We start from the raw sequence: 21,068 nt of genomic DNA, 5'->3' as shown, positions 1-21,068 counted from the left end.
CGCTGCGCGTCCGCCGGCGTTTTCATTTGTCCGAGCCAGCCCTCTACGTCTGCGTAAGCCGCTGCTTCACCGTCCGCGCGATCGCGGCCGGGGCCTCCTCGGGGATCGCGAAGCATGAGCTTGCGTTGATCTCGCACAGGACGTAGGTGTCGGCACCGGCCGTATCTTTCGGACCGTGCAGGAAGTCCGCGTCCCAGATGACCGGGAGCGAGCCTTCGTCGATGTCCAATGTCTTCATCATTCCTGCGGTCCACTCGTCTTCCATCAACCGACGCAGCCGCTGGAAGCGCGAGTCTGCGTTCGAGGTATAGAGCCGCGGTCCGGCCTCGGAACGGGCGTCCGGCGAGTCAACCAGGGCTTTGACTTTGTGATAGCCGAAGCCGGCACAGCGATCGCCGGCCATATAGCAGCGCACCACGCCTTCGCCCAAGCGAGGCTGGAATGGCTGATCGACCACGCTGCCATTCTCGAAGTATTCGGCGCAGCGACCGAGAAAACTCTCCAGCGTCAGTTCCTCGGAGCCATCCTTGGTCGCGTCCAGCACCTTTATCATTGGGGAATTCGGCAGCCTCTCGACCTTCCACACGCCTTGGCCGCCGTTGCCGCGGTTGCGCTTGATCACGCGCGGACCGGTGGCGAGCCGTGTCGGCAACTCGGCGCGCATGGCCTCGGCGGTTTGATATAAAGCCGTGTCGCATCCCCACCCCATCGCGCGGGTACGATAGAGTACCTCCTTGGTGCCCATCTTGAGAATGACGTCCGGATGAGCGCTGACCCACACGCCCCGTGCGGCGACGTCGCGAAGCAGGGGATCGAGCTCAACGCGCGTCTTGCCCTGGTGGATCGGATCGACCCAGACGAGCACGCCGCCGGCCGCGAGCACCTGCTCGCGGACCTCTTCGGCAAAGCTTTCGTCGTAGATCGCCGGCTGGGCTTCAATGCCGACGGCGGCGAGTGCTTCGAAGATGCGGACGAAGCGGCTGTTTTGCGCCGTCGCGTCCCGGCGCGCGACATCGTCCCCTCGCGAGAGGATGGCGACGGTGTGTTGGTGAGAAGGGTGTCGTTCGGTGTCCATGCGCAAGCTCCACGAATGGCGTGCTGCGCAGAGCTTGGACCGAGGCCTCACGGGGAGTCTGCTTTGTCCCCATGCAAAGGACAGTAGCGAGCCCGTCCGCGAGTTTCAAGACGTGGCTGGCGCGGTTTCCGCGGAGCGGTGAACTCTTTGTGACGTTCGCCGGCGACTTCGGTGGGCCGCCCGAAGCATACGCCGGTTGACAGCTCCCGCCTTCGGGTTTTTATTTCGCGTTCGGGGAAGTGCGATCTCCCCGTGAGGCGACATGCCCAAGCATCGCGTCCTGATCACCAAGGGCGCAGCATGTCATCATACATCCCCGATTTCATCCGTCACACTGGTTCGATTTCTCGGCACGGAGTCCGCGCCGGTCGCATCGCTGTGCGCATCGATGGCCGGAGCCTCTTGCGCCTTGTGGGCATCGCGTAGGGGGAAGATCGCGAAAGAGAGTTCACCTGGGGCAGGACAAGACCAGGAGAAACGATCATGCGAACACGAACAATCTTCCGCACGGTCCTGTTGCTCGCGATCGCGGGCGGGCTGTCGAGCGCGCACGCTCTGACGCAGGAGGAACTCGTCGCCAGGATCCAGGCGGCCGGCTACGCGCAAGTCAGCGACATCAAGTCGACGGCCGAAGGCATCACCGCCAAGGCGGTGAAGAACGGCAAGGCAGTGACGCTGGTCGTCGACAGCAGCGGTCAGGTCAAAGAGCGAAACTGAAGGTGAGGAGTGGCGCGATGAAAAAAATGATCTGGGCCATGGCCGGCATTGGCGTCTGCTTTCTGGCATTTCGCTTTGGCTCCTTCATCCCGGCATATGCCCAAAATGCTGACTGGCAGAAGGTGGACGAGACCCTGGGCCGCAAGCCCGCCGTCTCGGACGACGTCCGCCGCTATGGCTTTCCCCGCAGCGATCTCTCCGTGACGTTGGACGGGGTTGCGATCAAGCCGGCACTGGCGCTGGGCGGCTGGATCGCGTTCAAGCCGGCACATGGCGGTGCCATGGTCATGGGCGACCTCGTGCTGCTCGAGACCGAGATCAATCCCGTGATGGCGAAGATGATCGCGAGCGGTCTCGATATCACCGCCGTGCACAATCATCTGCTACGTGCGAGCCCGGCCACGTTCTACATGCACGTCGCCGGACACGGCGATCCCGTCAAGCTGGCCTCGGCGATCCATGACGCCCTGGCCGAAAGCAAGACCCCGCTGACGGTCACGGCGCCGGCGAACCCGCCGCCCGCCATCGATCTTGATATCGCGAAGCTCGATCAGATCATCGGCGTCAAGGGGCAGGCGAATGGCGGCGTCTACCAGTTCAACGTGAAGCGTCGCGACCCCATCACGGAAGACGGCATGTTGCTGACCCCCGTCGCCGCGATGGGTGTTGCGATCGGCATCAACTTCCAGCCCACCGGCGCGGGGAGGGCCGCCATCACAGGCGACTTCGTGCTGACCAGCGACGAGGTGAATCCCGTCATCCTGGCGCTGCGGACGCACGGCATCGAAGTGACCGCGCTGCACAGCCACATGCTGGACGAACAGCCGCGGCTCTTCTTCATGCACTTCTGGGCCAACGACGATGCCGTCAAGCTCGCCGAGGGCCTCCGCGCCGCGCTCGACAAGACGGCGAGCACGAAGAGCTGATGCATGGACAAGCTCATGGGCAAGCTTGCGCTGGCATCGATGCTGGCTTTGTTGGTGGGAGGAAATGCCATGGCCGAGACCCTGAATTTCGACAGCGCTGCTGCCGGAACGTCGCCCGACGGGTGGACTTTGACGATGACCGGCCGGGGAGAGCCGAAATGGACCGTCGAGGCCGAGTCCACGGCCCCAAGCCAGCCGAACGTTCTCAAGCAATCCGGGCGGGCGACGTTTCCCCTCGCCATCAAGCGAGATACCTCCGTCCGTGACGGCTTCGTCGAGGTGAAATTCAAGGCCGTCGCCGGCTCCGGGGATCGCGCCGCGGGAGTCATTTGGCGCGCGAAGGATGCCGATAATTATTACGTGGTCCGAGCTAACGCGCTGGAGGACAATGTCGTGCTGTACAAGACGATCAAGGGCGTTCGAACATCGCTGGAGATCGTGGGTCGCAAAGGTGGCTATGGCGTCAGCGCGCCGGTGTCGTCCGGGCAATGGCACGTACTGCGCTGCGACTTCATAGGAAATCGGTTTAAGGTGAGCTATGACGGCAAGCAATTGTTCGAGGTGGAAGACGCCACCATTCCGGACGCCGGCATGATCGGCCTGTGGACCAAGGCAGATAGCATCACCCTGTTCGATGATCTGACATATGGTGAGATCAAATAGGCGTTTGGCCACCTATGCCGGAGATTGCCATGAACGTTCGAAGCCTGTCGGTTGTGACAGCCCTGCTGATTGCGTCCATCTGCCCGGTACGAGCGGAGGAAGCTCTGGTCGCCTACAAGTCACTCGGTCCCGAACTGGCGCTCGATCTTGCGCGCGCCGCGTTGGCCAGCTGCCGCACCCGTGGATACCAGGTTGCAGTTGCCGTCGTCGATCGCTTCGGCGTCACGCAAGTGATGTTGCGCGACCGCTTCGCAGGCCCCCATACGCCCTCAACGGCAACCGGCAAGGCGTGGACAGCTGCCTCCTTCAAGACCAGCACGACCGAGCTGAATGAGATCAGCCAGCCGGGCATGATGCAGGCGGGCATTCGCAACCTTCCCGGAGCGGTCGTCATCGCCGGAGGACTGATCGTCGAAGCCGGCGGCTCCCTGGTCGGAGCGGTCGGCGTGTCCGGCGCGCCGGGCGGTGACGCGGACGAAGCGTGTGCGAAAGCCGGAATCGACTCCGTACGCGACAAGCTGGACTTCTGAGCGAAGTCAGCACGCGACTGGAATGTCCTTCGGCCTTTTCGCGAGCTTGGCGGCCGTCTGATCCACAGGGATGAGCAGACGCGCCGCCTTTGCACGCTCAGGTGTGACCGCTCATTGAAGGGATACGACGATCACCGATCGTCGCGCCAACCTGAGAAGTAAGACCGTCGAGCTTCCCCAACGATTGTTCTCGATAAGCCGATGTCAGCGAGAAGCCGGTCATCCAGTTCGAGAAGCTCGTCGTATTGGCGGCGCCGTGTGATGCCGTCCAGCAGCGCGAGCGTTAGCTTCCAGAACCATCGAGGGTTTGGAACAGGGACGAAGACTGCGTCGGATGTACTGATTGAGCCAGTGGTGCTGTCGCAAGACATGTTTCACCTCCATAAAGGAGCGAAACAACGCTTGGCTCGAAAGCTGGTCGGGCGGTTGTGTTTGACCCGATGGCTTTTGCTATCATGCTCGTCTTTGCCGCACAAGCGGTCCTGGTTGTGATCCCATTTACATTGCTAATTCGCGCTGGTTTTCAGCAATGGACATTCGCTCTGGCTCAGTGGCAGATAAGCCTCGTCAGCGGGTATTGTCTCGAGGACGTTGTAGTAGTCCCAGGCAACCTTCACGTCTGACGGCTTCTTGACCTCGACGAGATAGAAATCGTGCACGAGCTTGTTGTCGGCGCGCAACCGGGCTCCTCGGGCATAGAAATCATCAACAGGCATGGAGCGCATTTTCTCCAGAACGGCATTCGTCTCGTCCGTCCCCGCGGCAGCCACCGCCTTGAGATATTGCAGCACGGCAGAGTACACGGCCGCCTGGGGCGCGGTCGGCATGGCGTTGTGCAGCTTATAGAAGCGTTGACCGAACGCCCTCGTTTCCTCGTTCAGCCCCCAATACCAGGCGGTCACGGTCGTCAGCCCCTTGGCCGTTTCGGGTCCCATCGCGTGCACATCGGTGAGGAACATGAGCTCGGCCACCGCCTTCTGCGGCGTCGCGTTCAATCCGAACTCGTTCCATTGCTTCATCGACGTGACGAGTTGCTCGCCGGCGTTTGCGAACGCAACGACTTTGGCTTTCGAGGCTTGGGCCTGCAGCAGAAAAGAGCCGTAGTCGGAATTTCCCAGCGGATGAAAGACTGCACCAAGCGACTTTGCGCCGCCGGCGGCAAGCGTACGTTGAGACACTTCCACCATGTTGCGTCCGAACGCATAGTCTGCGGCAATAAAGAACCAGGTGTCGTAGCCTTGCGACACCAGTCTCCGAATGGATCCGGTCACCAGATTATAGTTGTCGTGGAGCCACATCAGGCCCGTGCGCGAGCACTGCTTTCCACCAATGTCCGTCGTCCCGACGGCGGAGTAGATGACGATCTTGTTCTTGTCGCGCGCGATCGACTGGATGGCCAGTGCTACAGCCGAGTTTCCGACGTCGGCAACCATGTCGACACCGTCGACGTCGAACCATTTGCGCACGATCTGGGCACCGATATCGGGCTTGTTCTGATGATCAGCAACGACGATCTCGACTTTCAGTTCGGGAGACAGCTTGCGAAAGTCATCCAATGCCATCTTTGCCGCGACCACGGATCCCGGCCCCGCGAGATCCGACAGCGGTCCTGCTTGATCGTTGACGATGCCGATCTTGACGATTCCAGCCGAGAGCTCGCTGGCGGAACCGCAATCCGGAAATGCGGTCATAGAGATCGTCAAACCAATACCGAGAACCAGTCGATGAAGCTGGATCCGCAATGGGTGAAATTCATCGATCGGGAAATGCCTCATTGTCCACCTTTGTTCGCGAGGTCACGATTGGCTATCTTCCCGGCATCGGAAGGTCGCATCGCGCAGCACAGGGTCGCGGGTGACCTTGCGCTAGGTGAGAGCGGCCTTTTTCACAAATTCCATGCGATTGGCATGCGCGGAGGCAACCCGCTCTTTCATGGCCGCGACGATTGCCGCGGGCGCGGTGTTCGGCGATCCGGCATCGAAAGGCGGTGCCGGGTTGTACTCCAGACGAAGCTGGATCATCTCGGCGGCCGAACGATCCTTCAACAGCGACACCAGCGTCAGCGCAAAGTCGATGCCTGCTGTCACGCCGCCGCCTGTAACCCTGTTGCGGTCGATACAAACCCTCTCGCGCGAGACCGAGGCGCCGAAATACGGCAATGCCTCTACGGCGGTCCAATGCGTCGCGGCGCGATAGCCCTTCAACAGTCCGGCAGCGCCCAGCACCAGCGAACCGGTGCAGACGGACGTTATGAACTTTGCCTTCGGTTCTTGCCTCTGCAAAAACTCCAGAACGTCCTTGTCCAGGAGAAGCTCGTCCGTGCCGTAGCCACCCGGGACGCATATGACGTCGAGCTGCGGGCAATCAGCGAAAGTGATGGTCGGCGTAAGCGTGATGACTGAATCGCTCGGGACAGGCTCGATCCGTTTCCAGACGAGATGCAGTTTTGCGTCCGGCAGACTGGAGAAGACCTGAACCGGACCGGTCAGATCCAGCTGCGTCACGCGAGGAAACACCAACAGACCGATCTGCAACGGCTTCGACATGTCGTGCCTCCCGCGTCACCCTTGACCGCAACACCCTGCCATGCTGCCCTTGGGCCGGAAATGGCGTATTTCCCTCAAATGTGGACATGCCATGATCGGCTTGCTGATTTTCAGAGACTTTCAGTTGATGGACGCGTCCGGTCCGATCTCGGTCTTCGAGATCGCAAGGCGGCAGAAGCAGAGCGTGCCTCGCACCGGGATATTTGCGATCAAGGCCGGCGCTGTCCGGAGTTCATCGGGAGCCGAGATGTATGCCCGCAGCCTGCGATCGGCAAACTCGCTGTCAACGCTCATCGTGGCAGGAGGAGAAGGGGTCGAATTGGCGGCGCAGTGCAAGGCTACGATTGCCTTCATTCAAAGGATGGCAAAACGCGGCGTGCGTATCGCAAGCGTGTGCACTGGAGCTTATCTTCTCGCCGAGGCGGGACTGTTGAACGGTCGGTATGCGACAACGCATTGGTCTCGCACACGTGACTTCATCGGACGATATCCGAGAGTGAAACTTCAGGCAGATCGAATTTTCGCAAGGGACGGTGACGTTTGGACGTCCGCTGGTGTTACGGCGGGGATAGACCTCGCGCTGGCAATGGTCGCTGAAGATCATGGCGACGAAATTTCACAGGGGACCGCTCGGCAGCTTGTCCTTTACCATCGCCGTAGTGGTGGGCAATCGCAGTTCTCGACCCTGCTCGAACTCAAGACGCCCAATGGCCGCTTCGGCAGTCTTCTGTCGTGGATGCGCGAAAATCTCGACGCGCGCCTCACCGTGGAGACGCTTGCCGAGCGGGCCGGCCTGAGCGCACGCCATTTCGTCCGTTCATTCGTCGCCGAAACCGGATCTACCCCGTCTCGGGCTGTCGAGCGGTTGCGCGTCGAGGCCGCGCGCGAGCGCGTACAGTCCTCCGGGGAGCCAATTGAGCGCGTCGCGCAATCGACAGGTTTTCGCGATCCCGAAAGAATGCGAAGGGCGTTCATCCGTGCCTTTGGTCAGCCTCCGCAGTCCTTGCGACGCTCCGCACGTAAACCAGAGAAGCTGTCGCCCGCGATCCCTTGGCTGGACTAGCGCTTCAAATCCAATTTTGGCTTTGGTGTTGAGGTGGTCTTGCTTGCCGCGGAGACAACAGTGAAGCTTTGATCATGACGATCCGGGCTCCAGCATGAAAAAACCCGCGGCGGATTGCTCCGCGCGGGTGACTTTCGATGATGCCATTCTGCCAGTGTTTTGCCCGACGAGTCAAAGCCGAACAGCGCGACGGGCAGGGATGTACCGGTCCGGCAAACGCCTATTTGGCGCGAATAAAATGGCTAATGATTTCAATGCCCCCGCTACTGTGCATGGGGTTGTTTTTCAGGTTTTTGTTTTGCGGCTTGCCGAAAGCTGTGCGTCAGCGCCGGCCGCGCGGCGCTTCGGCCTTGGCCGGCGGCTCGGTCTGCGGTCCGCAGCTCGCGGCCGCGAGCGAGCCTTGCGCCTGCGGCATCAGTCCGGGCTCGGGGGCGAGCGCCTTCATCACGATCAGGCCGGTGGTGCTGGGGGAATCGATGATCAGGCGGTCGGCCGCGGTGATCTCTTCGTCCTCCGGCAGCTCGTTGTGCTGCGGCTCGGTCATCAAATCGAGCTCGATCACTTTCTTGCCGGCCGAGCGGTCGTTGATGGCGTAATAGGCGATCTCGTTGCGGGTGTAGAATGATACCGAGGTGTAAGCCTGGCTGACGGGCACCGTCAGCTTGATCGGTCCGTTCGATAGATCGTAGCGGCAGATCGCGAGCGCAAAGGCCGGGTCCATGAACGGCATCGGCGAGGTCTGCGGATCGGCGAGTGGAAGCTGCGTGACGGCGTTGAGCTTGGTCATCGGCGTCAGCCGCGAATAGGCGTCCTGGGTCGCGATCCGCGGCAGCGCCAGCACGCTGACGAGATGGACCACGAGGCCCAGCACCACGCCGGCAACGATGGTGAACAACAGCCGGATCATGAGCAGCCCGCCGTCGTGATCGTGGGCATCGGCGCGTCGCGCTGGGTGCGGGTGGCAACGCCGACCGGGGTGTCGTAGAGCCGCAGCATCAGCGCGTAGCGCTCGATGCCGCCGGTCGGCAGCCAGTTGCCGGCGCGCGAGCGCGAGGCGATGCGGATCTCGAACGAACCGTCGGACTGCCGCACGATCTCCTGGCTGGTGAAGCCGTAGCGCTGCAGCGAATTGGGAACGAGATGACCCTTGCGGTCATAGAGCGTGAGCGTCCAGAACCGTGCCGGCGGCGTCACCCCGGAGATCACGACATCGCAGCGGCCGTCGAGCACCTTCTTCTTGTCGTCGACGGTCGCGGTGAAGGCGACGCCGTCGCCGGTGCCGATCGGCAGCTCGCCGTTGCGCACGATGGTGGCGCGCGAATAGGGATCGACGTCTGCGGTGCCGGTGCGCGGACGCGCGGTCCAGGGGCCGATGGTCAGCGCGCCGATCTCGGTGCCGCGAGTCGTCGTCATCCAGGTCGCGCCGACGCCGACGACGGTTGCGAGCAGAAGGGCCGTCAATGTGATCAGGATCAGCCGCACTGGTTTCGATCAGTTCTTGCGCGGGGCGGATGCGTTCGCATTCTCTTCCGCATAGTTCTGCGGGAAGGCGAGCGCGCTCGTGGACGATGGCTTGGCTTGCTTGGGATCGGTGACGGCCGCTTTGGTCGCGGTCCTGGCCGCGTCATCCAGCAGCTTCTCGACGCGCACCAAGACGTCGGCGCCGCGCTTGGTCAATACGGGCGGCGGACCGGGCTTGGTCTCCAGCACCTTCGGCGCCGCATTGGCCTGCGCGTTGGCGATCCGCTCGGGCGGCAGCTTCTGGCCCATGCCGATGCCTGGAATTTCCCGCACCTCGACGCCCTGATGCGCCGCGAGCATGATGTCGTGCCAGGTCTGCGCCGGCAGCGAGCCGCCGGTCATGCGGTTGGTCGGTGAATAGTCGTCATTGCCGTACCAGACCGCGCAGGTGAAATTGCCGGTGTAGCCGACGAACCAGGCGTCGCGATAGGCATTGGTCGTGCCGGTCTTGCCCGCCGTCGGAATGCCGTCGAGGGCTGCGCGGCGCGCGGTGCCTTCGCTGACGACGTGGCTCATCATGCCGGCCATGTCGGAGGCGACGGAGGCGGGGATCGCCTGTCGCGGCTTCGGCCCGTCGCGGTCCCAGCGCCAGACCGGATCGCCTGCGCCGGTGCGCACTTCGAGCACGGAATGCGGCGTCACCGCCTTGCCGCGGTTGGGGAAGGTCGCATACGCCACCGCGTGCTCGAGCACGGTGACTTCGTCCGAGCCGATTGGGAGCGACGGCGTGTCGGGCAGCGGCGCCTTGAGGCCGAAGCGGCGGGCGACCTCGACGATCTTGGCGCGGCCGACCTTGGCCGGGTTCTGCGCCTTGGGCTCGTTCTTCTGGCCGATCGCGATCGACAGCTTGACCGGCACGACGTTGATCGAACGCGTGATCGCCTGTGTCAGCGTCACTGCGCCGGAATAGGAATGGCCATAGTTCTGCGGGCACCAATTGCCGATGCAGACCGGGCCGTCCACCACGATCGAATTCGGCGTGAAGCCGTTGAGGAGCGCGGTGGTGTAGACGTAAGGCTTGAACGACGAGCCCGGCTGGCGATAGGCGTCGGTGGCGCGGTTGAACTGGCTGGCGCCGTAGTCGCGGCCGCCGACCATGGCGCGGATGCCGCCGTCGAGATCGGAGACGACGGTCGCGGCCTGGGTCGCGTGGTAGTCGCGGCCGAACTGGCGCAACTGGTTCTCGACCGCGTCCTCCGCCGCCTTCTGCACATTGGTATCGATCGCGAGCCGGACCACGAAGACGCGCTCGGTGTAGGATTTCGGGAAGGTGTCGACCAGCTTGCGCATCTCGTCGAAGGCGTAGTCGAGATAATAATTCGGCGACGCCTCGTAGCGGCGGTCGACCGCGAAGGCGGGATTGCGGCGGGCGCCGAACACCTGGCCCTCGGTCATGAAGCCGGCGTCGACGAGATTGTCGAGCACGACATTGGCGCGGGCGCGGGCGGCGGGCAGGTTGATGTGGGGCGCGTATTTGGTCGGCGCCTTGAACAGGCCGGCGAGCATCGCGGCTTCGGCGAGCGTCACGTCACGTGCCGATTTGTTGAAGTAGAAATGCGCGGCGCCGTCGACACCGAAGGTGCCGCCGCCCATATAGGCGCGGTCGAGATACAGCTTGAGGATCTCGTTCTTGGTCAGGCGCCATTCCAGCCAGACCGCGAGGAAGGCTTCGTTGACCTTGCGCTCGATGGTGCGCTCGTTGCTCAGGAACAGGTTCTTGGCGAGCTGCTGGGTGATCGAGGAGCCGCCCTGGCGGACGCCGCCGGCCTGGGCGTTGGTGACGAGCGCGCGCGCGGTGCCGGCGATGTCGATGCCGAAATGCTCGTAGAAGCGGCGGTCCTCGGTCGCGAGCGTCGCCTTGATCAGCACGTCCGGAAAATCTTCCAGCGGGATCGAGTCGTTGTGTTTGATGCCGCGGCTGCCGATCGGGTTGCCGTAGCGGTCGAGGAAGGTCACCGCAAGGTCGGACTTCTTCAGCCAGTCCTCGTCCGCGGTCTCGCGGAAGGCCGGGATGGCGAGCGTGAGCATCACGACCAGGCCGCCGAGGCCCAGCGTCGCAGCCTCCGACAGCGGCTCGATGAACACCCAGCGCTTCCAACGTCCGACATAGAAGCGGTCCATGAAGGTCGAGTAGCGCTCGTAGAGCTCGCGGATGCCCTTGGCCGAGGAGAACAGCGAGGAATCGATGCGCGCATCGAGATCCAGGAAGAAATTCCGGATCCGGGCCTTCCAATGCGGTGGTATGATCTGGCGCACCTAGAACCCTTGCGGCTTGGTTCGAAAGCGTTCAAGCACCCGGCCGGGGCGGCATCGAGACGTCTTGCGGGAGTGTTGCGGCAAACCCAAGGCGCCCGGCCAGCGACGGTGGGGACTTGCTGTTCCTTCTAGCCGAGCAGGGCCTATAAACCAATGGTCACGCTTGCGATTTTGAACAACAGGCCTAATTGACCCCGGTTCATTACGGGCCTCACGCGGGCGTTGCTTGCAGCCCCCCGGCCGCACGCCCTAGATGGCACCAGCCGTAGCTCTTTCGAACTTTTGTTGAGGCGCATGACCGCAGCTCCCAAACGACCTTCAGGCCAGGAAGGATTCTTCTGGAAAACCAAGACGTTGGAAGAGATGTCGGGGCCCGAATGGGAGAGCCTGTGCGACGGCTGCGGCCGCTGCTGCCTGAACAAGCTCGAGGAAGATGGCACCGGCGACATCTATTTCACCCATGTCGGCTGCAAGCTGCTCGATGGGGTGACCTGCGGCTGCAAGGACTATGCGAATCGTTCCGAGAAGGTTCCGGACTGCGTCCGCCTGACCCCGGCCAATGTCCACACCCTGAACTGGCTGCCGCCGAGCTGCGGCTACAAGCTCGTCGCGGAAGGGCGCGACCTCTATTGGTGGCATCCGCTGGTGTCAGGCGATCCCGACACCGTGCATGACGCCGGCGTCTCCGTACGCGGACGGGTCGAAGGCAGCGAGGTGGAGATCCCGGACGATGAGCTCGAGAACCACATCGTGCAGTGGCCGGCGCAGCTGCCGAAACGGGCCCGCCTGAAGCGACGTCCGAAGGACTGATCCGCCGCATCAGATAGATCACGTGTTCGGGATGGCCGTGGGGTGGGATGCTCCCATGCGCCGCGGTGCCTGCCCGGGAAGAACTTTGCTGTCTACATTGGACTGCATAGAACGAATCCTTCGCGGCGTTGCGCCGCCTCATGGCTTCCGATCGAGATGAACAAGTTCGAGCGGCAGAGCAGTTCTGCCGACATCCAGACATTGCCCGACGACATCGCCGAGGAATTGTCTCGCCTTCCGTCCGAGGTCCTGAGCGTCGATGACGCTCCTTCGCTCGCGCCGCCGGCGCCGCTATCGCAGGACGAGGTCCGCACCATCGTCATCAGCCTGATGCTGACGATGTTCCTGGCTGCCCTCGATCAGACCATCGTCGCCACCGCGCTGCCGACCATCGGGCGCCAGTTCCACGACGTTTCCAATCTCTCCTGGGTCATCACCGCCTATCTGCTCGCGTCGACCGCGGTCGCGCCCGTGTTCGGCACGCTCAGCGACATCTACGGCCGCCGCGTGATGATCATCATCTCGCTCAGCCTGTTCGTCGCCGGCTCGGTGCTGTGCGCGGTCGCGCCGAACATGCCGATGCTGATTCTTGCACGCGGGCTCCAGGGGCTGGGCGGCGGCGGCATCATGCCTGTCGTGCAGACCGTGATTTCCGACGTCGTGAGCCCACGCGAGCGCGGCCAGTATCAAGCCTATTTCTCCAGTGTCTGGATGGTCGGCGGCATTCTCGGCCCGGTCATCGGCGGCGTGTTCGCCGAGCATCTGCACTGGTCGATGATCTTCTGGATCAATGTGCCGCTCGCAGCTGCTGCGATCGCGCTGCTGTTGCCCAGGATGAAGAAGATCCCGGTATTCCACCGCAAGCGCAAGGTCGACTGGCTCGGCGGCGTGCTGCTGATGGCCTCCGCCGTCGTCTTCATGCTGGTGCTGACCTGGGGCGGCACGCGCTTCCCGTGGCTCTCGCCGACCGTGGTTGCGATGGTGGGCGGCGCGGTCGCGCTCGCGGTCACCTTCGTGTGGCACGCGCGACGGGCGGACGAGCCGTTCCTGCCGCTGCCGCTGCTCGGAGGATCGGTTGTGCCGTTCGGGCTGACGGCCGGCGGCTGCGCGCTCGGTGCGATCACGGGGCTCACGGTGCAGCTGCCGCTCTATTACGAGGCGGTCTATCATCTCAGCGCCAGCGAAGCGGGCCTCGCGCTGATTCCGCTCGCGGCGGTCTCGACCGTCGGCGCGGCCGTCGCCGGCCGCACCATGGCGCGCGCCAAGCACTACAAGCGGGTCGCCATCGTCGGAACGTCCTGGGCTGCGCTGTGCGGCCTCGGCCTCACATTGACGACGTTGCCGCTTTGGGCGCTGCTGACGCTGATGGCCGCGTTTGCGCTTGGCCTCGGCACCACCTTTCCGGTCTGCGTGGTCTCGGTGCAGAATTCGGTCGCCCGTCCGCAGGTCGGCACCATCACCGGCGCGTTGAACTTCTTCCGCTCGCTGATGTCGTCGTTCACGGTCGCGGCGTTCGCGGCCATCCTGCTTATTGCACTTGGCGCCGACGTTCCGCTCGCCGGCGAGCATCACGGCGCCGTCAATGCGATCCCCGCCGACGACATGCGGCATGCGTTCCGATATGTCTTCGGTGCCGCCACCGCGCTGATGGCCGGCGCCGCGCTCTGCCTGATCATGATGGAGGAGCGGCCGCTGGCCGGTCCCTCCACGACGCAACCCGCCGAGATGGCGGAGTAAGAACCGCTAGCCGCGACCTCCGTCTGGAAAGCTGCTGTTTCGCGGCAATCGAATCGTGAACTCGGTGAACGCACCGGGCTCCGTCGCGACGTCGATCGTGCCACCGTGCTGCTTCACCACGATGTCGTGGCTCATCGACAATCCGAGGCCGGTGCCTTCGCCGGCCGGCTTTGTGGTGAAGAACGGATCGAACATCTTTTCCTTCACATCGTGCGGAATGCCGGTGCCGTTGTCGCGGATGCGGATCTCGATGCTGTCACCCCGGTCGCGCGTTACGGCGATCACCACCGGCTCGTAATCGGCAGCGCCGTCATCGGACTTGCGCTTGGCCACCGCGTGGAAGCCGTTCGAGATCAGGTTCAGCAGTACCCGCGTGATCTCCTGCGGAAACACTTCCGCGTGCCCGGCTGCCGGATCAAGCTCGCGCTTCAGCGTCACGTCGAACTGCGGCTTCTCGGCGCGGGCGCCGTGATAGGCGAGGTTGAGGCTCTCCTCGACCAGCGCGTTGATGTCGCTCAGCCGATGTTCGCCGCCGCCCTCGCGGGAATGCAGCAGCATGTTCTTGACGATGGAGTCGGCGCGCCTGCCGTGCTGCACGATTTTCCCGAGATTGTCCTTCAGGAGCCCGGTCAGCTCGTCGACCTCGCTGCGGACGTCGTCCGCGAGCGGGACAGGCGCGAGCGCCTCGTTCAGCTCGTCCGTCAGCTCGGCGGAGAGCGATGCAAAATTGTTGACGAAGTTGAGCGGATTCTTGATCTCGTGCGCGATGCCGGCGGTGAGCTGGCCGAGCGAGGCCAGCTTCTCGGTCTGGACCAACCGGTCCTGGGCGGCGCGCAAATCGTCGAGCGATTTGGCGAGGTCCCGGGTGCGGTCCTGCACCTCGTTGAACAGTCGCGTGTTCTCGATGGCGATCACGGCCTGGTCGGCAAAGGTCTTGAGCAGGGCGATCGCCTTGTCCGGGAAGGGACCGGCCTCGGGGCGCGTCACGCCGATGGTGCCGATCGCGACGCCGTCGCGCAGCATCGGGATCACGAGGATGCTGCGATAACCTCTGGTCCGCGCCAGCTCTCTCATGGCGTCCGTGAGGTCGGGCTCGTTCTGCATGTCGCTGCGGAATGCGAACTCTCCGCTCGTCGCCACCCGGCTGTGAATGCCGGATGCCGACAGCGGCGCCGGGAACGAGCTGAGCAGCTCGTCGTTGCCGGCTTCGTTGTCGGTGGTGAAGGCGGCCAGGTGCAGCTGGCCGTCGATGACGCGCGTGACGGTGGAGGAATGTCCGCCGACCAGGGACTTGGCGCTGTCGGAGATCGCCTGGAACACCGGCGTCACATCCGCGGGCGAGGCCGCGATCACCTTGAGGATGTCGGCTGTCGCGGTCTGCCGTTCCAGCGCTTCCCTCGTGGTGTTGAACAGGCTGACATTCTTGATCGCGATCACCGCCTGGTCGGCGAAGGTCTGCAGCAGCCCCACATGATGCTCGCCGAACGCGCCGGTCGCGCGCCGCGTGGCAATGATGATTCCGATGGCCTCGCCGTCGCTCATCAAGGGCGCGAACAACATGCTGCGGTAGCCGCGGGCGCGCGCGATGTCGCGGGCTGCCGGCTCGACCTCGGTGTCGGGCAATTGCGCCGCGGCACCATCGGCCACGAGCTGGTAGGGCGGGAACTGCGCGAATGGCACCGGGAACGAGGACTGCAGCACGCGATCGCCGGCCGGATCGGTGGGCGTGAACGCCGCAAGGTGCGCGGCGCCGCCGATGTAGCGCAGCACTGCCGTGGAGAAGCCGCCGATCAACCGGTTGGCGTTGGCGGCGATGGCGTCGAACACCGGCTGTACGTCCGACGGTGAAGCGGCCATCACTTTCAGAATGTCGGCGGTGGCGGTCTGGCGTTCCAGCATCTCGCGCGTCTCGTTGAACAGCCGCGCATTCTCGATCGCGATCACCGCCTGGTCGGCAAAGGTCTGGAGCAACTGCACGAGGTCGGCTGCGAACGCGCCGGGCTCGGCGCGCGTGACGCTGATCATGCCGACCGGTGTCCCCCGATTCATCAGCGGCATGAACAGCACGCTGCGGAAGCCACGCAGCCGCGCAAGGTTCCGGTTCAGCTCCGGGACATCAGCGGCTTCGCTATCCGGAAACTGGATCGTCTCGCCGCCACGCACCAGCGCGAAGGTCGGAAAGTCGGCTATCTTCCGCGGGAACGACGCCTTGAGCCCTTCGTCCGCCTCTGGGCTGGTTGGCGTAAACGCCACGAGGTGGAGCTCGTCCTCGATGAACTGAAGCACAGTGGCGGAGAAGCCGCCGAGCAAACGTCGGGAGCTGGACGCAATCGCCTCGAAGACCGGCCGGGCATCGGAGGGAGAGGCCGCGATGGTACGCAAAATCCCGGCGCTGGCGCTCTGACGATCGCGCGCAATCGCGAGCTCGCTTCGAAGCTGCGCGTTCTCGGCTGTGGCCGACTGCAACAGGCGCTCGAGTTCCTCGATGTCGTTCGCAGGGGTGGTCATTCGCAATCCAGCTTGATGCGGCGACATGCGCGGCACCAAGGCGGATTATCACATCTCCTGCGGCCGGAGCCAGCGTCCGCGACAGCGAGTTTTGCGGCCAGAACCGGGCCCGCTTCACGTGCCCGGCCGCGACACCTCGGTCTCCTTGCTGGTGATGAACTCCAGCAGCACCGGGACGCCTTCCTGCGTCTTCTGGATGCCGCGCTTGATCGCTGGGATGATGTCCTCGGGTTTCGTCACCCGCTCACCATAGCCGCCGAAGGCGCGCGCCATCGCAGCGTAGTCGCCGGAAATGTCGGTCGAGCGATATTTCTCGGTCGAGACCGGCATCACCTTCAATTCGATCGCCATCGAGAAATTGTTCAGCAGGATCGACATGATCGGGATGCGCTCGCGCACCGCGGTCTCGAAATCCATGCCGGTGAAGCCGATCGCGGCGTCGCCCCAGACATTGATGCAGAGCTTGTCGGGCTTTGCGAGTTTCGCGCCCATTGCCAGCCCTAGGCCGTAGCCAAGCTGCGTCGTCTTGCCCCAGCCGAGGTAGGTGAGGGGCTCGACCGATTTCCAGAACGGCGAGAGCTGGTCGCGCGGGCTGCCGGCGTCGTGGGTGATGATGGTGTTGCCGATGTCGACGGTGTGCTGCAAGTCCCACAGCACACGATAGGGGCTCAAGGGCGCATCATTGCTGGTGAGCTTCGGCATCCATTTCGCCAGCCACGCCTCGTGCGAGGCCGCGATCTCGGCTGCCACCGCCGATGCGTCGCGATCCGCGGTGACGGTCTTGCCGATCTCCTCCAGCAGCGCGTCGAACACGAGCCCGGCATCGCCGACGAGGCCGATCCTGGCTTCCACGTCCTTGTTGAGATGGTTCGGATCGAGTGTGGAGTGGATGATGGTTTTGTCTTTCGGCATCGCGATGCCGAAGCTTGTTTCGGTGAAGGAACAGCCGATGCCGAAAATGACGTCGGCCTCGGCCAGGAACTTCGGCACCGCGCGCGGCACCGCGAGGCCGCCTGAGCCGAGCGAGAGCGGATGCGTTTCCGGAAAGGACGATTTGCCCCCAAGACTGGTGGTGACGGGAATGGCGAGCCGTTCGGCCAGCCGTTTCAGTTGCGGCCAGGCCTGCGCGTAATGCACGCCTTGGCCGGCATAGATCACCGCGTGCTTGGCATTCATGAGGAGGTTGGCGGCTTCCTTCACATGTACGGGGTCCGCGCCGTAGCGCGTGCGCAGCACCGGCGTGTAGTTCAGCGGCTCCGGCACCTCCTCGTTCCACATGTCGGCGGGGATCTCGACGATGACAGGCCCGCCGCGGCCGTTCTTCAGCTTGGTGAAGGCGCGGCGAAAAATGTTGGCGACTTCCCCAGCCAAGATGATCGGCTCGGACGATTTCGAAAACGCCTTCATCGCCTCGCTGGAATTGAAGTTCGGCTCGATATGCGCAAGCCGGCGCTGATAGCCCATCGGCAACACGAGCACGGGAACGGATTCGCCATAGCATTGCGCGACGCCGCCCATCGCATTCTCAGCACCGGGTCCATGCTGCATGCAGAAAGCGCCGATCGAACGTCCCGATGTCACCCGCGAGATCGCATCCGCCATGTGGATGCCGACGCGCTCCTGCCGCACCATCACCGGCCTGATATCGGCCTTGGCCGCATGCTCGATCAGATGGTTGACCGGATAACCGCAGAGGATCTCGATCCCCTCGCGCTTCATGATTTCCGCAATCGCGGTGCCGAGCTTCATGGCGTCTCTCTCCCTGGGCAGGCCGGTTGGTCCGGCTGATTAGGGGAGAGAGGATCAGGAAATTGAGGGAGGGTAAAGCACGGGCGATGAGAGTCGCGGTAGGTCAGCTATGCAGCGGACTGCCGTAGCCCAGATGGAGCGCAGCGCATTCCGGGGCCGTTCCACCCGGGCAGACCGATGACCAATTTCGCTGCGCTCCATCCGTACTACGACCGCTACTTGCAGCTTTGGCAGATCATCAGCTTGCGTTTCAGCGCCGCGTCTTCTTGATCGATTAATTGCTCAGCAGCGCCTTTAGCACCCGGATCGGCCCTGGAGCCCTTCGCAGTGCGTGACCTCACAGGCGGGACTACCTGGCTCGAGGTGTCATTGCCGTCGCCGGTACCTACGCTGAAGCCATCGTAGTCGGCGGCTGGGTTCGGCGTCGGTGGAAGCCCGCCGATCACCGGCGGCGAAACTTCTCTGATGGATGCTGCCGGTGGAGGTCTGGAGTTTTTGGCGCCTGCATGCGGCGGCGATGCATTGGGGGGAGAAAGCGAAACCGGCGGCGCGGCCGAAGTCTGTCCTCTCGCGCCGTCCTGCGACCAGACGCCGACAAAGATGAGGCTGAAAGCCAGGGGCAGCACGCTTCTCATCCGCATCCTTCAAGCAGCTCCGGTTCGTCGTCTGACGGTGCGAAGAGTATCAGGACCCACATGGTCGTCAAAGCGCCGCAGCCCGGATTTCGCAGCCGGGAATATGGTTCACAAAGCGTGACCGGCCCGCCGCGCACCAGGCCAGGCGCGGTCAAGTCAAAGAGGAATTTAACGCTTGGGCCCTAACTTGCGCTCGCCATGAGTGACCAGGCCGTCCACAGCGAGGTTCATCCGTTTTCGGCGCGTGCGGCGCTTCCCTGGCTGGTGAGCCTTGGCGTTTATGGCCTGCTGCTGATCCTTGGACCGCGGCTGCTCAATGATCCCGACAGCTATTCCCACATCGAGGTCGGGCGCTGGATCATCGCGCACGGCACGTTGCCGGCGAGCGACCCATTTTCCTTTTCGAGGCACGGCGCGCCCTGGATCACGTTCGAATGGCTCTCGGAGATCATCTACGCCGGAGCCTACGCGCTTGCCGGCTGGCAGGGCGTCCTGGTCGTCGCCGCCGCGGCGATAGCGCTCGCCTTTGGCCTGTTCACGTTCTTCCTGCTGCGCGAGCTTTCGCCGACCCAGACGCTGCTCATGGTGATCGCGGCCGTCATCCTGTTGGCGCCGCATATGCTGGCGCGGCCACACGTGCTGGTGCTGCCGCTGATGGTGACCTGGGCGGCTGCCCTGGTACGCTGCATGGATCGTGGAGGGCCTCCGCCGTACTGGGTCCTTCCGCTGCTGGTCGTGTGGGCCAATCTGCACGGCAGTGTGGTGCTGGCGCTTGGACTGATCGGCCCTGCGGGGCTCGAGGCGCTGCTGCGCGAGAAGTGCAGCGAATGGCCGCGCGTATTCCTGCGTTGGCTACCGTTCACGGCGCTTGCGGTCGCGGCGTCCTGCCTGACCCCCTACGGGCCCGAACCGCTGCTGATGCCGCTGACCACACTCGGCCTCGGCCCCGCGCTCGGTTGGATCGCGGAATGGCGGCCGCAGGATTTCAGCCACATCAGTTTCTTCGAGTTGCTGCTGCTGGCCGGCATCTTCGCGCTCTCGCGCGGCGTGACGCTGCCGGTCGTGCGGGCCCTGGTCGTGATCGGCTTGCTGCATTTCGCGCTGGCCCAGATCCGCAATGCGGATCTGCTGGCCATGCTGGCGCCGCTCTATCTGGCGGCTCCGCTGGGGCGGAAGTTCGGCGGACCGATTGGGGAAGACGAGGCCGGCTCGTCACGCGGCCTGAACCTGGTCGCGCTCGGTGTGTTGATCGTGGCGAGCGGGGCGACGCTGGCCCGTGACATACGGCCAGCTCCGGCCATTACCCCTCAGGCTGCCATCGCTGAAGCCAAACTCGCCACGGCGGGGCACGTGCTCAACGATTATTCGTTCGGCGGCTATTTGATCTTTGCCGGCATTCCCACCTTTATCGACGGTCGCGGCGAATTGTACGGGGGAGCGTTCATCAACCGTTACAATCGCGCCCTGGCGCTGGTCGATCTCGGCGACTTTCTCAAGTTGCTCGACGAATACAACATCGCCGCGACGCTGCTTGCGCCGGGGACGCCGGCGATAGCGATGCTGGACCGGCTGCCCCAATGGCAGCGCGTCTACAGCGACGACGTGGCGGTCGTGCACAAGCGGCGAGATATGCCGCAAAGATAGATCAAGCGGTCCCGAAGGCGGCGTATTGGCCGCCGAGCGGCACGCCGCTCAGGGTATCTTCGAGGCGCCGCGCCGGCTTGGTGTCCCAGGGCAGCAGCAGAAAATGGCGCGCGCCGATCTCGCGCAGGCCGCCGGCAGCCATCAACTTTCGGGTGGTGCCGGCACCGAGCAAGACGGCGTCCCGGTCGAACTCACAACGCGCGACGGCAAGGCGTGTCAGCGGGTTGTACGGATTGTGCTCGATGACGCAGACGAGCCCCCCGGGGCGAGTCACGCGCCGCATCTCCGCGATGAATTGCGCCCATTCGGTCGGCACGACGTGGTGCATCACGCAGACGGCCGTAACCAGATCGAAGCTGGCATCGTCGAAAGGAAAGGTGCGGCCGTCAAACTCACGGTAGTCGACCCCGCCGTTGTCAGCGCGTGCCTGCGCCAGGCTGGCCGAGGAAACGTCGATGCCGCTCAAGCGGCCGACCATGCCGTGAAGCAGGGGATGAAGGCTGCCTACCCCGCAGCCGACGTCCAGCATGTCGGGCCTCTCCGTATCGAGCCGCTGCGCGATCAGATTGCCCAGCAGATCGGCCTTGGCGCGCATGAAGAAGTCATGCGGCAAGCCGGAGAAGTCGATCGAGGATTGGACCACGTCACGGTAATTGTCGTGATAACCGTCGAAGAGTTCGGTCATGCG

Annotated in this window: 19 protein-coding genes; 8 read left to right on the top strand and 11 right to left on the bottom strand. The window is 63.8% G+C overall.

What is annotated here, in order from left to right; translation table 11 throughout:
- Nucleotides 1-43 precede the first annotated feature (43 nt).
- A complete protein-coding gene (locus C7G41_RS10250) occupies nucleotides 44-1,075 on the bottom strand; it encodes a Cj0069 family protein (protein ID WP_106942452.1) in 1,032 nt (343 codons plus the stop codon).
- 483 nt (nucleotides 1,076-1,558) lie between these two features.
- Between C7G41_RS10250 and C7G41_RS10245 the strand changes: the two genes are divergently transcribed.
- From C7G41_RS10245 to C7G41_RS10230, 4 genes are read left to right on the top strand one after another with little or no spacing between them, the layout of a single operon-like run.
- Complete coding sequence (locus tag C7G41_RS10245; RefSeq protein ID WP_106942451.1) at nucleotides 1,559-1,792, top strand: hypothetical protein; 234 nt, start codon at nucleotides 1,559-1,561, stop codon at nucleotides 1,790-1,792.
- 17 nt (nucleotides 1,793-1,809) lie between these two features.
- Nucleotides 1,810-2,718 carry a DUF1259 domain-containing protein gene (locus C7G41_RS10240; protein WP_106942450.1) on the top strand — a complete coding sequence of 303 codons (909 nt, stop codon included), beginning with the start codon at nucleotides 1,810-1,812 and terminating at the stop codon, nucleotides 2,716-2,718.
- A gap of 3 nt (nucleotides 2,719-2,721) precedes the next feature.
- Nucleotides 2,722-3,381, top strand: a complete 660-nt coding sequence (locus C7G41_RS10235; RefSeq protein ID WP_106942449.1) for a hypothetical protein — start codon at nucleotides 2,722-2,724, stop codon at nucleotides 3,379-3,381.
- Between the two features lie 29 nt (nucleotides 3,382-3,410).
- A complete protein-coding gene (locus tag C7G41_RS10230; RefSeq protein ID WP_106942911.1) occupies nucleotides 3,411-3,911 on the top strand; it encodes a heme-binding protein in 501 nt (166 codons plus the stop codon).
- 131 nt (nucleotides 3,912-4,042) lie between these two features.
- On the opposite strand, the gene C7G41_RS10225 is transcribed toward C7G41_RS10230, so the two are convergent.
- From C7G41_RS10225 to C7G41_RS10215, 3 genes are all read right to left on the bottom strand, one after another.
- Entirely contained in the window at nucleotides 4,043-4,282 is a 240-nt protein-coding gene (locus tag C7G41_RS10225) for a DUF1127 domain-containing protein (protein WP_106942448.1), read from the bottom strand.
- Nucleotides 4,283-4,417: 135 nt separating this feature from the next.
- Nucleotides 4,418-5,686: an ABC transporter substrate-binding protein gene (locus C7G41_RS10220; protein ID WP_106942447.1), complete on the bottom strand. Its 1,269-nt coding sequence runs from the start codon at nucleotides 5,684-5,686 to the stop codon at nucleotides 4,418-4,420.
- A 90-nt stretch (nucleotides 5,687-5,776) separates the two neighbouring features.
- Entirely contained in the window at nucleotides 5,777-6,457 is a 681-nt protein-coding gene (locus tag C7G41_RS10215; RefSeq protein WP_106942446.1) for a DJ-1/PfpI family protein, read from the bottom strand.
- A gap of 91 nt (nucleotides 6,458-6,548) precedes the next feature.
- On the opposite strand from C7G41_RS10215, the gene C7G41_RS10210 reads away from it, so the two are divergent.
- Entirely contained in the window at nucleotides 6,549-7,520 is a 972-nt protein-coding gene (locus C7G41_RS10210; protein ID WP_106942445.1) for a GlxA family transcriptional regulator, read from the top strand.
- Nucleotides 7,521-7,842: 322 nt separating this feature from the next.
- Here C7G41_RS10210 and C7G41_RS10205 read toward each other — a convergent pair whose 3' ends face one another.
- The 3 genes from C7G41_RS10205 to C7G41_RS10195 are packed head-to-tail and all read right to left on the bottom strand — an operon-like array spanning nucleotide 7,843 to nucleotide 11,297.
- Nucleotides 7,843-8,427, bottom strand: a complete 585-nt coding sequence (locus tag C7G41_RS10205; RefSeq protein WP_106942444.1) for a DUF1254 domain-containing protein — start codon at nucleotides 8,425-8,427, stop codon at nucleotides 7,843-7,845.
- Nucleotides 8,424-9,002: a DUF1214 domain-containing protein gene (locus C7G41_RS10200; RefSeq protein WP_106942443.1), complete on the bottom strand. Its 579-nt coding sequence runs from the start codon at nucleotides 9,000-9,002 to the stop codon at nucleotides 8,424-8,426. The genes C7G41_RS10205 and C7G41_RS10200 overlap by 4 nt, the downstream gene beginning before the upstream one ends.
- Before the next feature lie 9 nt (nucleotides 9,003-9,011).
- Nucleotides 9,012-11,297 carry a transglycosylase domain-containing protein gene (locus C7G41_RS10195; RefSeq protein ID WP_106942442.1) on the bottom strand — a complete coding sequence of 762 codons (2,286 nt, stop codon included), beginning with the start codon at nucleotides 11,295-11,297 and terminating at the stop codon, nucleotides 9,012-9,014.
- Nucleotides 11,298-11,591: 294 nt separating this feature from the next.
- Between C7G41_RS10195 and C7G41_RS10190 the strand changes: the two genes are divergently transcribed.
- Both C7G41_RS10190 and C7G41_RS10185 read left to right on the top strand, forming a co-directional pair.
- Complete coding sequence (locus tag C7G41_RS10190; RefSeq protein ID WP_106942441.1) at nucleotides 11,592-12,107, top strand: YcgN family cysteine cluster protein; 516 nt, start codon at nucleotides 11,592-11,594, stop codon at nucleotides 12,105-12,107.
- A gap of 156 nt (nucleotides 12,108-12,263) precedes the next feature.
- Entirely contained in the window at nucleotides 12,264-13,844 is a 1,581-nt protein-coding gene (locus C7G41_RS10185; RefSeq protein ID WP_106942440.1) for an MDR family MFS transporter, read from the top strand.
- 6 nt (nucleotides 13,845-13,850) lie between these two features.
- Here C7G41_RS10185 and C7G41_RS10180 read toward each other — a convergent pair whose 3' ends face one another.
- The 3 genes from C7G41_RS10180 to C7G41_RS10170 form a co-directional block, all read right to left on the bottom strand.
- Nucleotides 13,851-16,352: a GAF domain-containing protein gene (locus C7G41_RS10180; protein WP_199198291.1), complete on the bottom strand. Its 2,502-nt coding sequence runs from the start codon at nucleotides 16,350-16,352 to the stop codon at nucleotides 13,851-13,853.
- Nucleotides 16,353-16,466: 114 nt separating this feature from the next.
- Nucleotides 16,467-18,122: a thiamine pyrophosphate-requiring protein gene (locus C7G41_RS10175; protein WP_306768036.1), complete on the bottom strand. Its 1,656-nt coding sequence runs from the start codon at nucleotides 18,120-18,122 to the stop codon at nucleotides 16,467-16,469.
- Nucleotides 18,123-18,316: 194 nt separating this feature from the next.
- The gene (locus tag C7G41_RS10170; protein ID WP_106942438.1) at nucleotides 18,317-18,736 is read right to left on the bottom strand and encodes a hypothetical protein; all 420 of its coding nucleotides are present in this window, start codon (nucleotides 18,734-18,736) and stop codon (nucleotides 18,317-18,319) included.
- 198 nt (nucleotides 18,737-18,934) lie between these two features.
- Between C7G41_RS10170 and C7G41_RS10165 the strand changes: the two genes are divergently transcribed.
- On the top strand, nucleotides 18,935-20,380 hold the full coding sequence (locus tag C7G41_RS10165; RefSeq protein ID WP_106942437.1) for a hypothetical protein: 1,446 nt from the start codon (nucleotides 18,935-18,937) through the stop codon (nucleotides 20,378-20,380).
- 1 nt (nucleotide 20,381) lies between these two features.
- Here the strand turns inward: C7G41_RS10165 and C7G41_RS10160 are convergent, their stop codons facing one another.
- On the bottom strand, nucleotides 20,382-21,065 hold the full coding sequence (locus tag C7G41_RS10160; protein WP_245446497.1) for a class I SAM-dependent methyltransferase: 684 nt from the start codon (nucleotides 21,063-21,065) through the stop codon (nucleotides 20,382-20,384).
- Between the last annotated feature and the right edge of the window lie 3 nt (nucleotides 21,066-21,068).

Source organism: Bradyrhizobium sp. MOS002 (assembly GCF_003020115.1).
In the GTDB taxonomy this organism is placed as follows: domain Bacteria; phylum Pseudomonadota; class Alphaproteobacteria; order Rhizobiales; family Xanthobacteraceae; genus Bradyrhizobium.
This window is presented reverse-complemented; position numbering and strand designations above follow the sequence as displayed.

What these genes read in the sequence shown, in the direction of transcription:
- C7G41_RS10250 (WP_106942452.1), bottom strand. Translation starts at nt 1,075, where the DNA reads ATGGACACCGAACGACACCCTTCTCACCAACACACCGTCGCCATCCTC.
- C7G41_RS10245 (WP_106942451.1), top strand. Translation starts at nt 1,559, where the DNA reads ATGCGAACACGAACAATCTTCCGCACGGTCCTGTTGCTCGCGATCGCG.
- C7G41_RS10240 (WP_106942450.1), top strand. Translation starts at nt 1,810, where the DNA reads ATGAAAAAAATGATCTGGGCCATGGCCGGCATTGGCGTCTGCTTTCTG.
- C7G41_RS10235 (WP_106942449.1), top strand. Translation starts at nt 2,722, where the DNA reads ATGGACAAGCTCATGGGCAAGCTTGCGCTGGCATCGATGCTGGCTTTG.
- C7G41_RS10230 (WP_106942911.1), top strand. Translation starts at nt 3,411, where the DNA reads ATGAACGTTCGAAGCCTGTCGGTTGTGACAGCCCTGCTGATTGCGTCC.
- C7G41_RS10225 (WP_106942448.1), bottom strand. Translation starts at nt 4,282, where the DNA reads ATGTCTTGCGACAGCACCACTGGCTCAATCAGTACATCCGACGCAGTC.
- C7G41_RS10220 (WP_106942447.1), bottom strand. Translation starts at nt 5,686, where the DNA reads ATGAGGCATTTCCCGATCGATGAATTTCACCCATTGCGGATCCAGCTT.
- C7G41_RS10215 (WP_106942446.1), bottom strand. Translation starts at nt 6,457, where the DNA reads ATGTCGAAGCCGTTGCAGATCGGTCTGTTGGTGTTTCCTCGCGTGACG.
- C7G41_RS10210 (WP_106942445.1), top strand. Translation starts at nt 6,549, where the DNA reads ATGATCGGCTTGCTGATTTTCAGAGACTTTCAGTTGATGGACGCGTCC.
- C7G41_RS10205 (WP_106942444.1), bottom strand. Translation starts at nt 8,427, where the DNA reads ATGATCCGGCTGTTGTTCACCATCGTTGCCGGCGTGGTGCTGGGCCTC.
- C7G41_RS10190 (WP_106942441.1), top strand. Translation starts at nt 11,592, where the DNA reads ATGACCGCAGCTCCCAAACGACCTTCAGGCCAGGAAGGATTCTTCTGG.
- C7G41_RS10185 (WP_106942440.1), top strand. Translation starts at nt 12,264, where the DNA reads ATGAACAAGTTCGAGCGGCAGAGCAGTTCTGCCGACATCCAGACATTG.
- C7G41_RS10180 (WP_199198291.1), bottom strand. Translation starts at nt 16,352, where the DNA reads ATGACCACCCCTGCGAACGACATCGAGGAACTCGAGCGCCTGTTGCAG.
- C7G41_RS10170 (WP_106942438.1), bottom strand. Translation starts at nt 18,736, where the DNA reads ATGAGAAGCGTGCTGCCCCTGGCTTTCAGCCTCATCTTTGTCGGCGTC.
- C7G41_RS10165 (WP_106942437.1), top strand. Translation starts at nt 18,935, where the DNA reads ATGAGTGACCAGGCCGTCCACAGCGAGGTTCATCCGTTTTCGGCGCGT.
- C7G41_RS10160 (WP_245446497.1), bottom strand. Translation starts at nt 21,065, where the DNA reads ATGACCGAACTCTTCGACGGTTATCACGACAATTACCGTGACGTGGTC.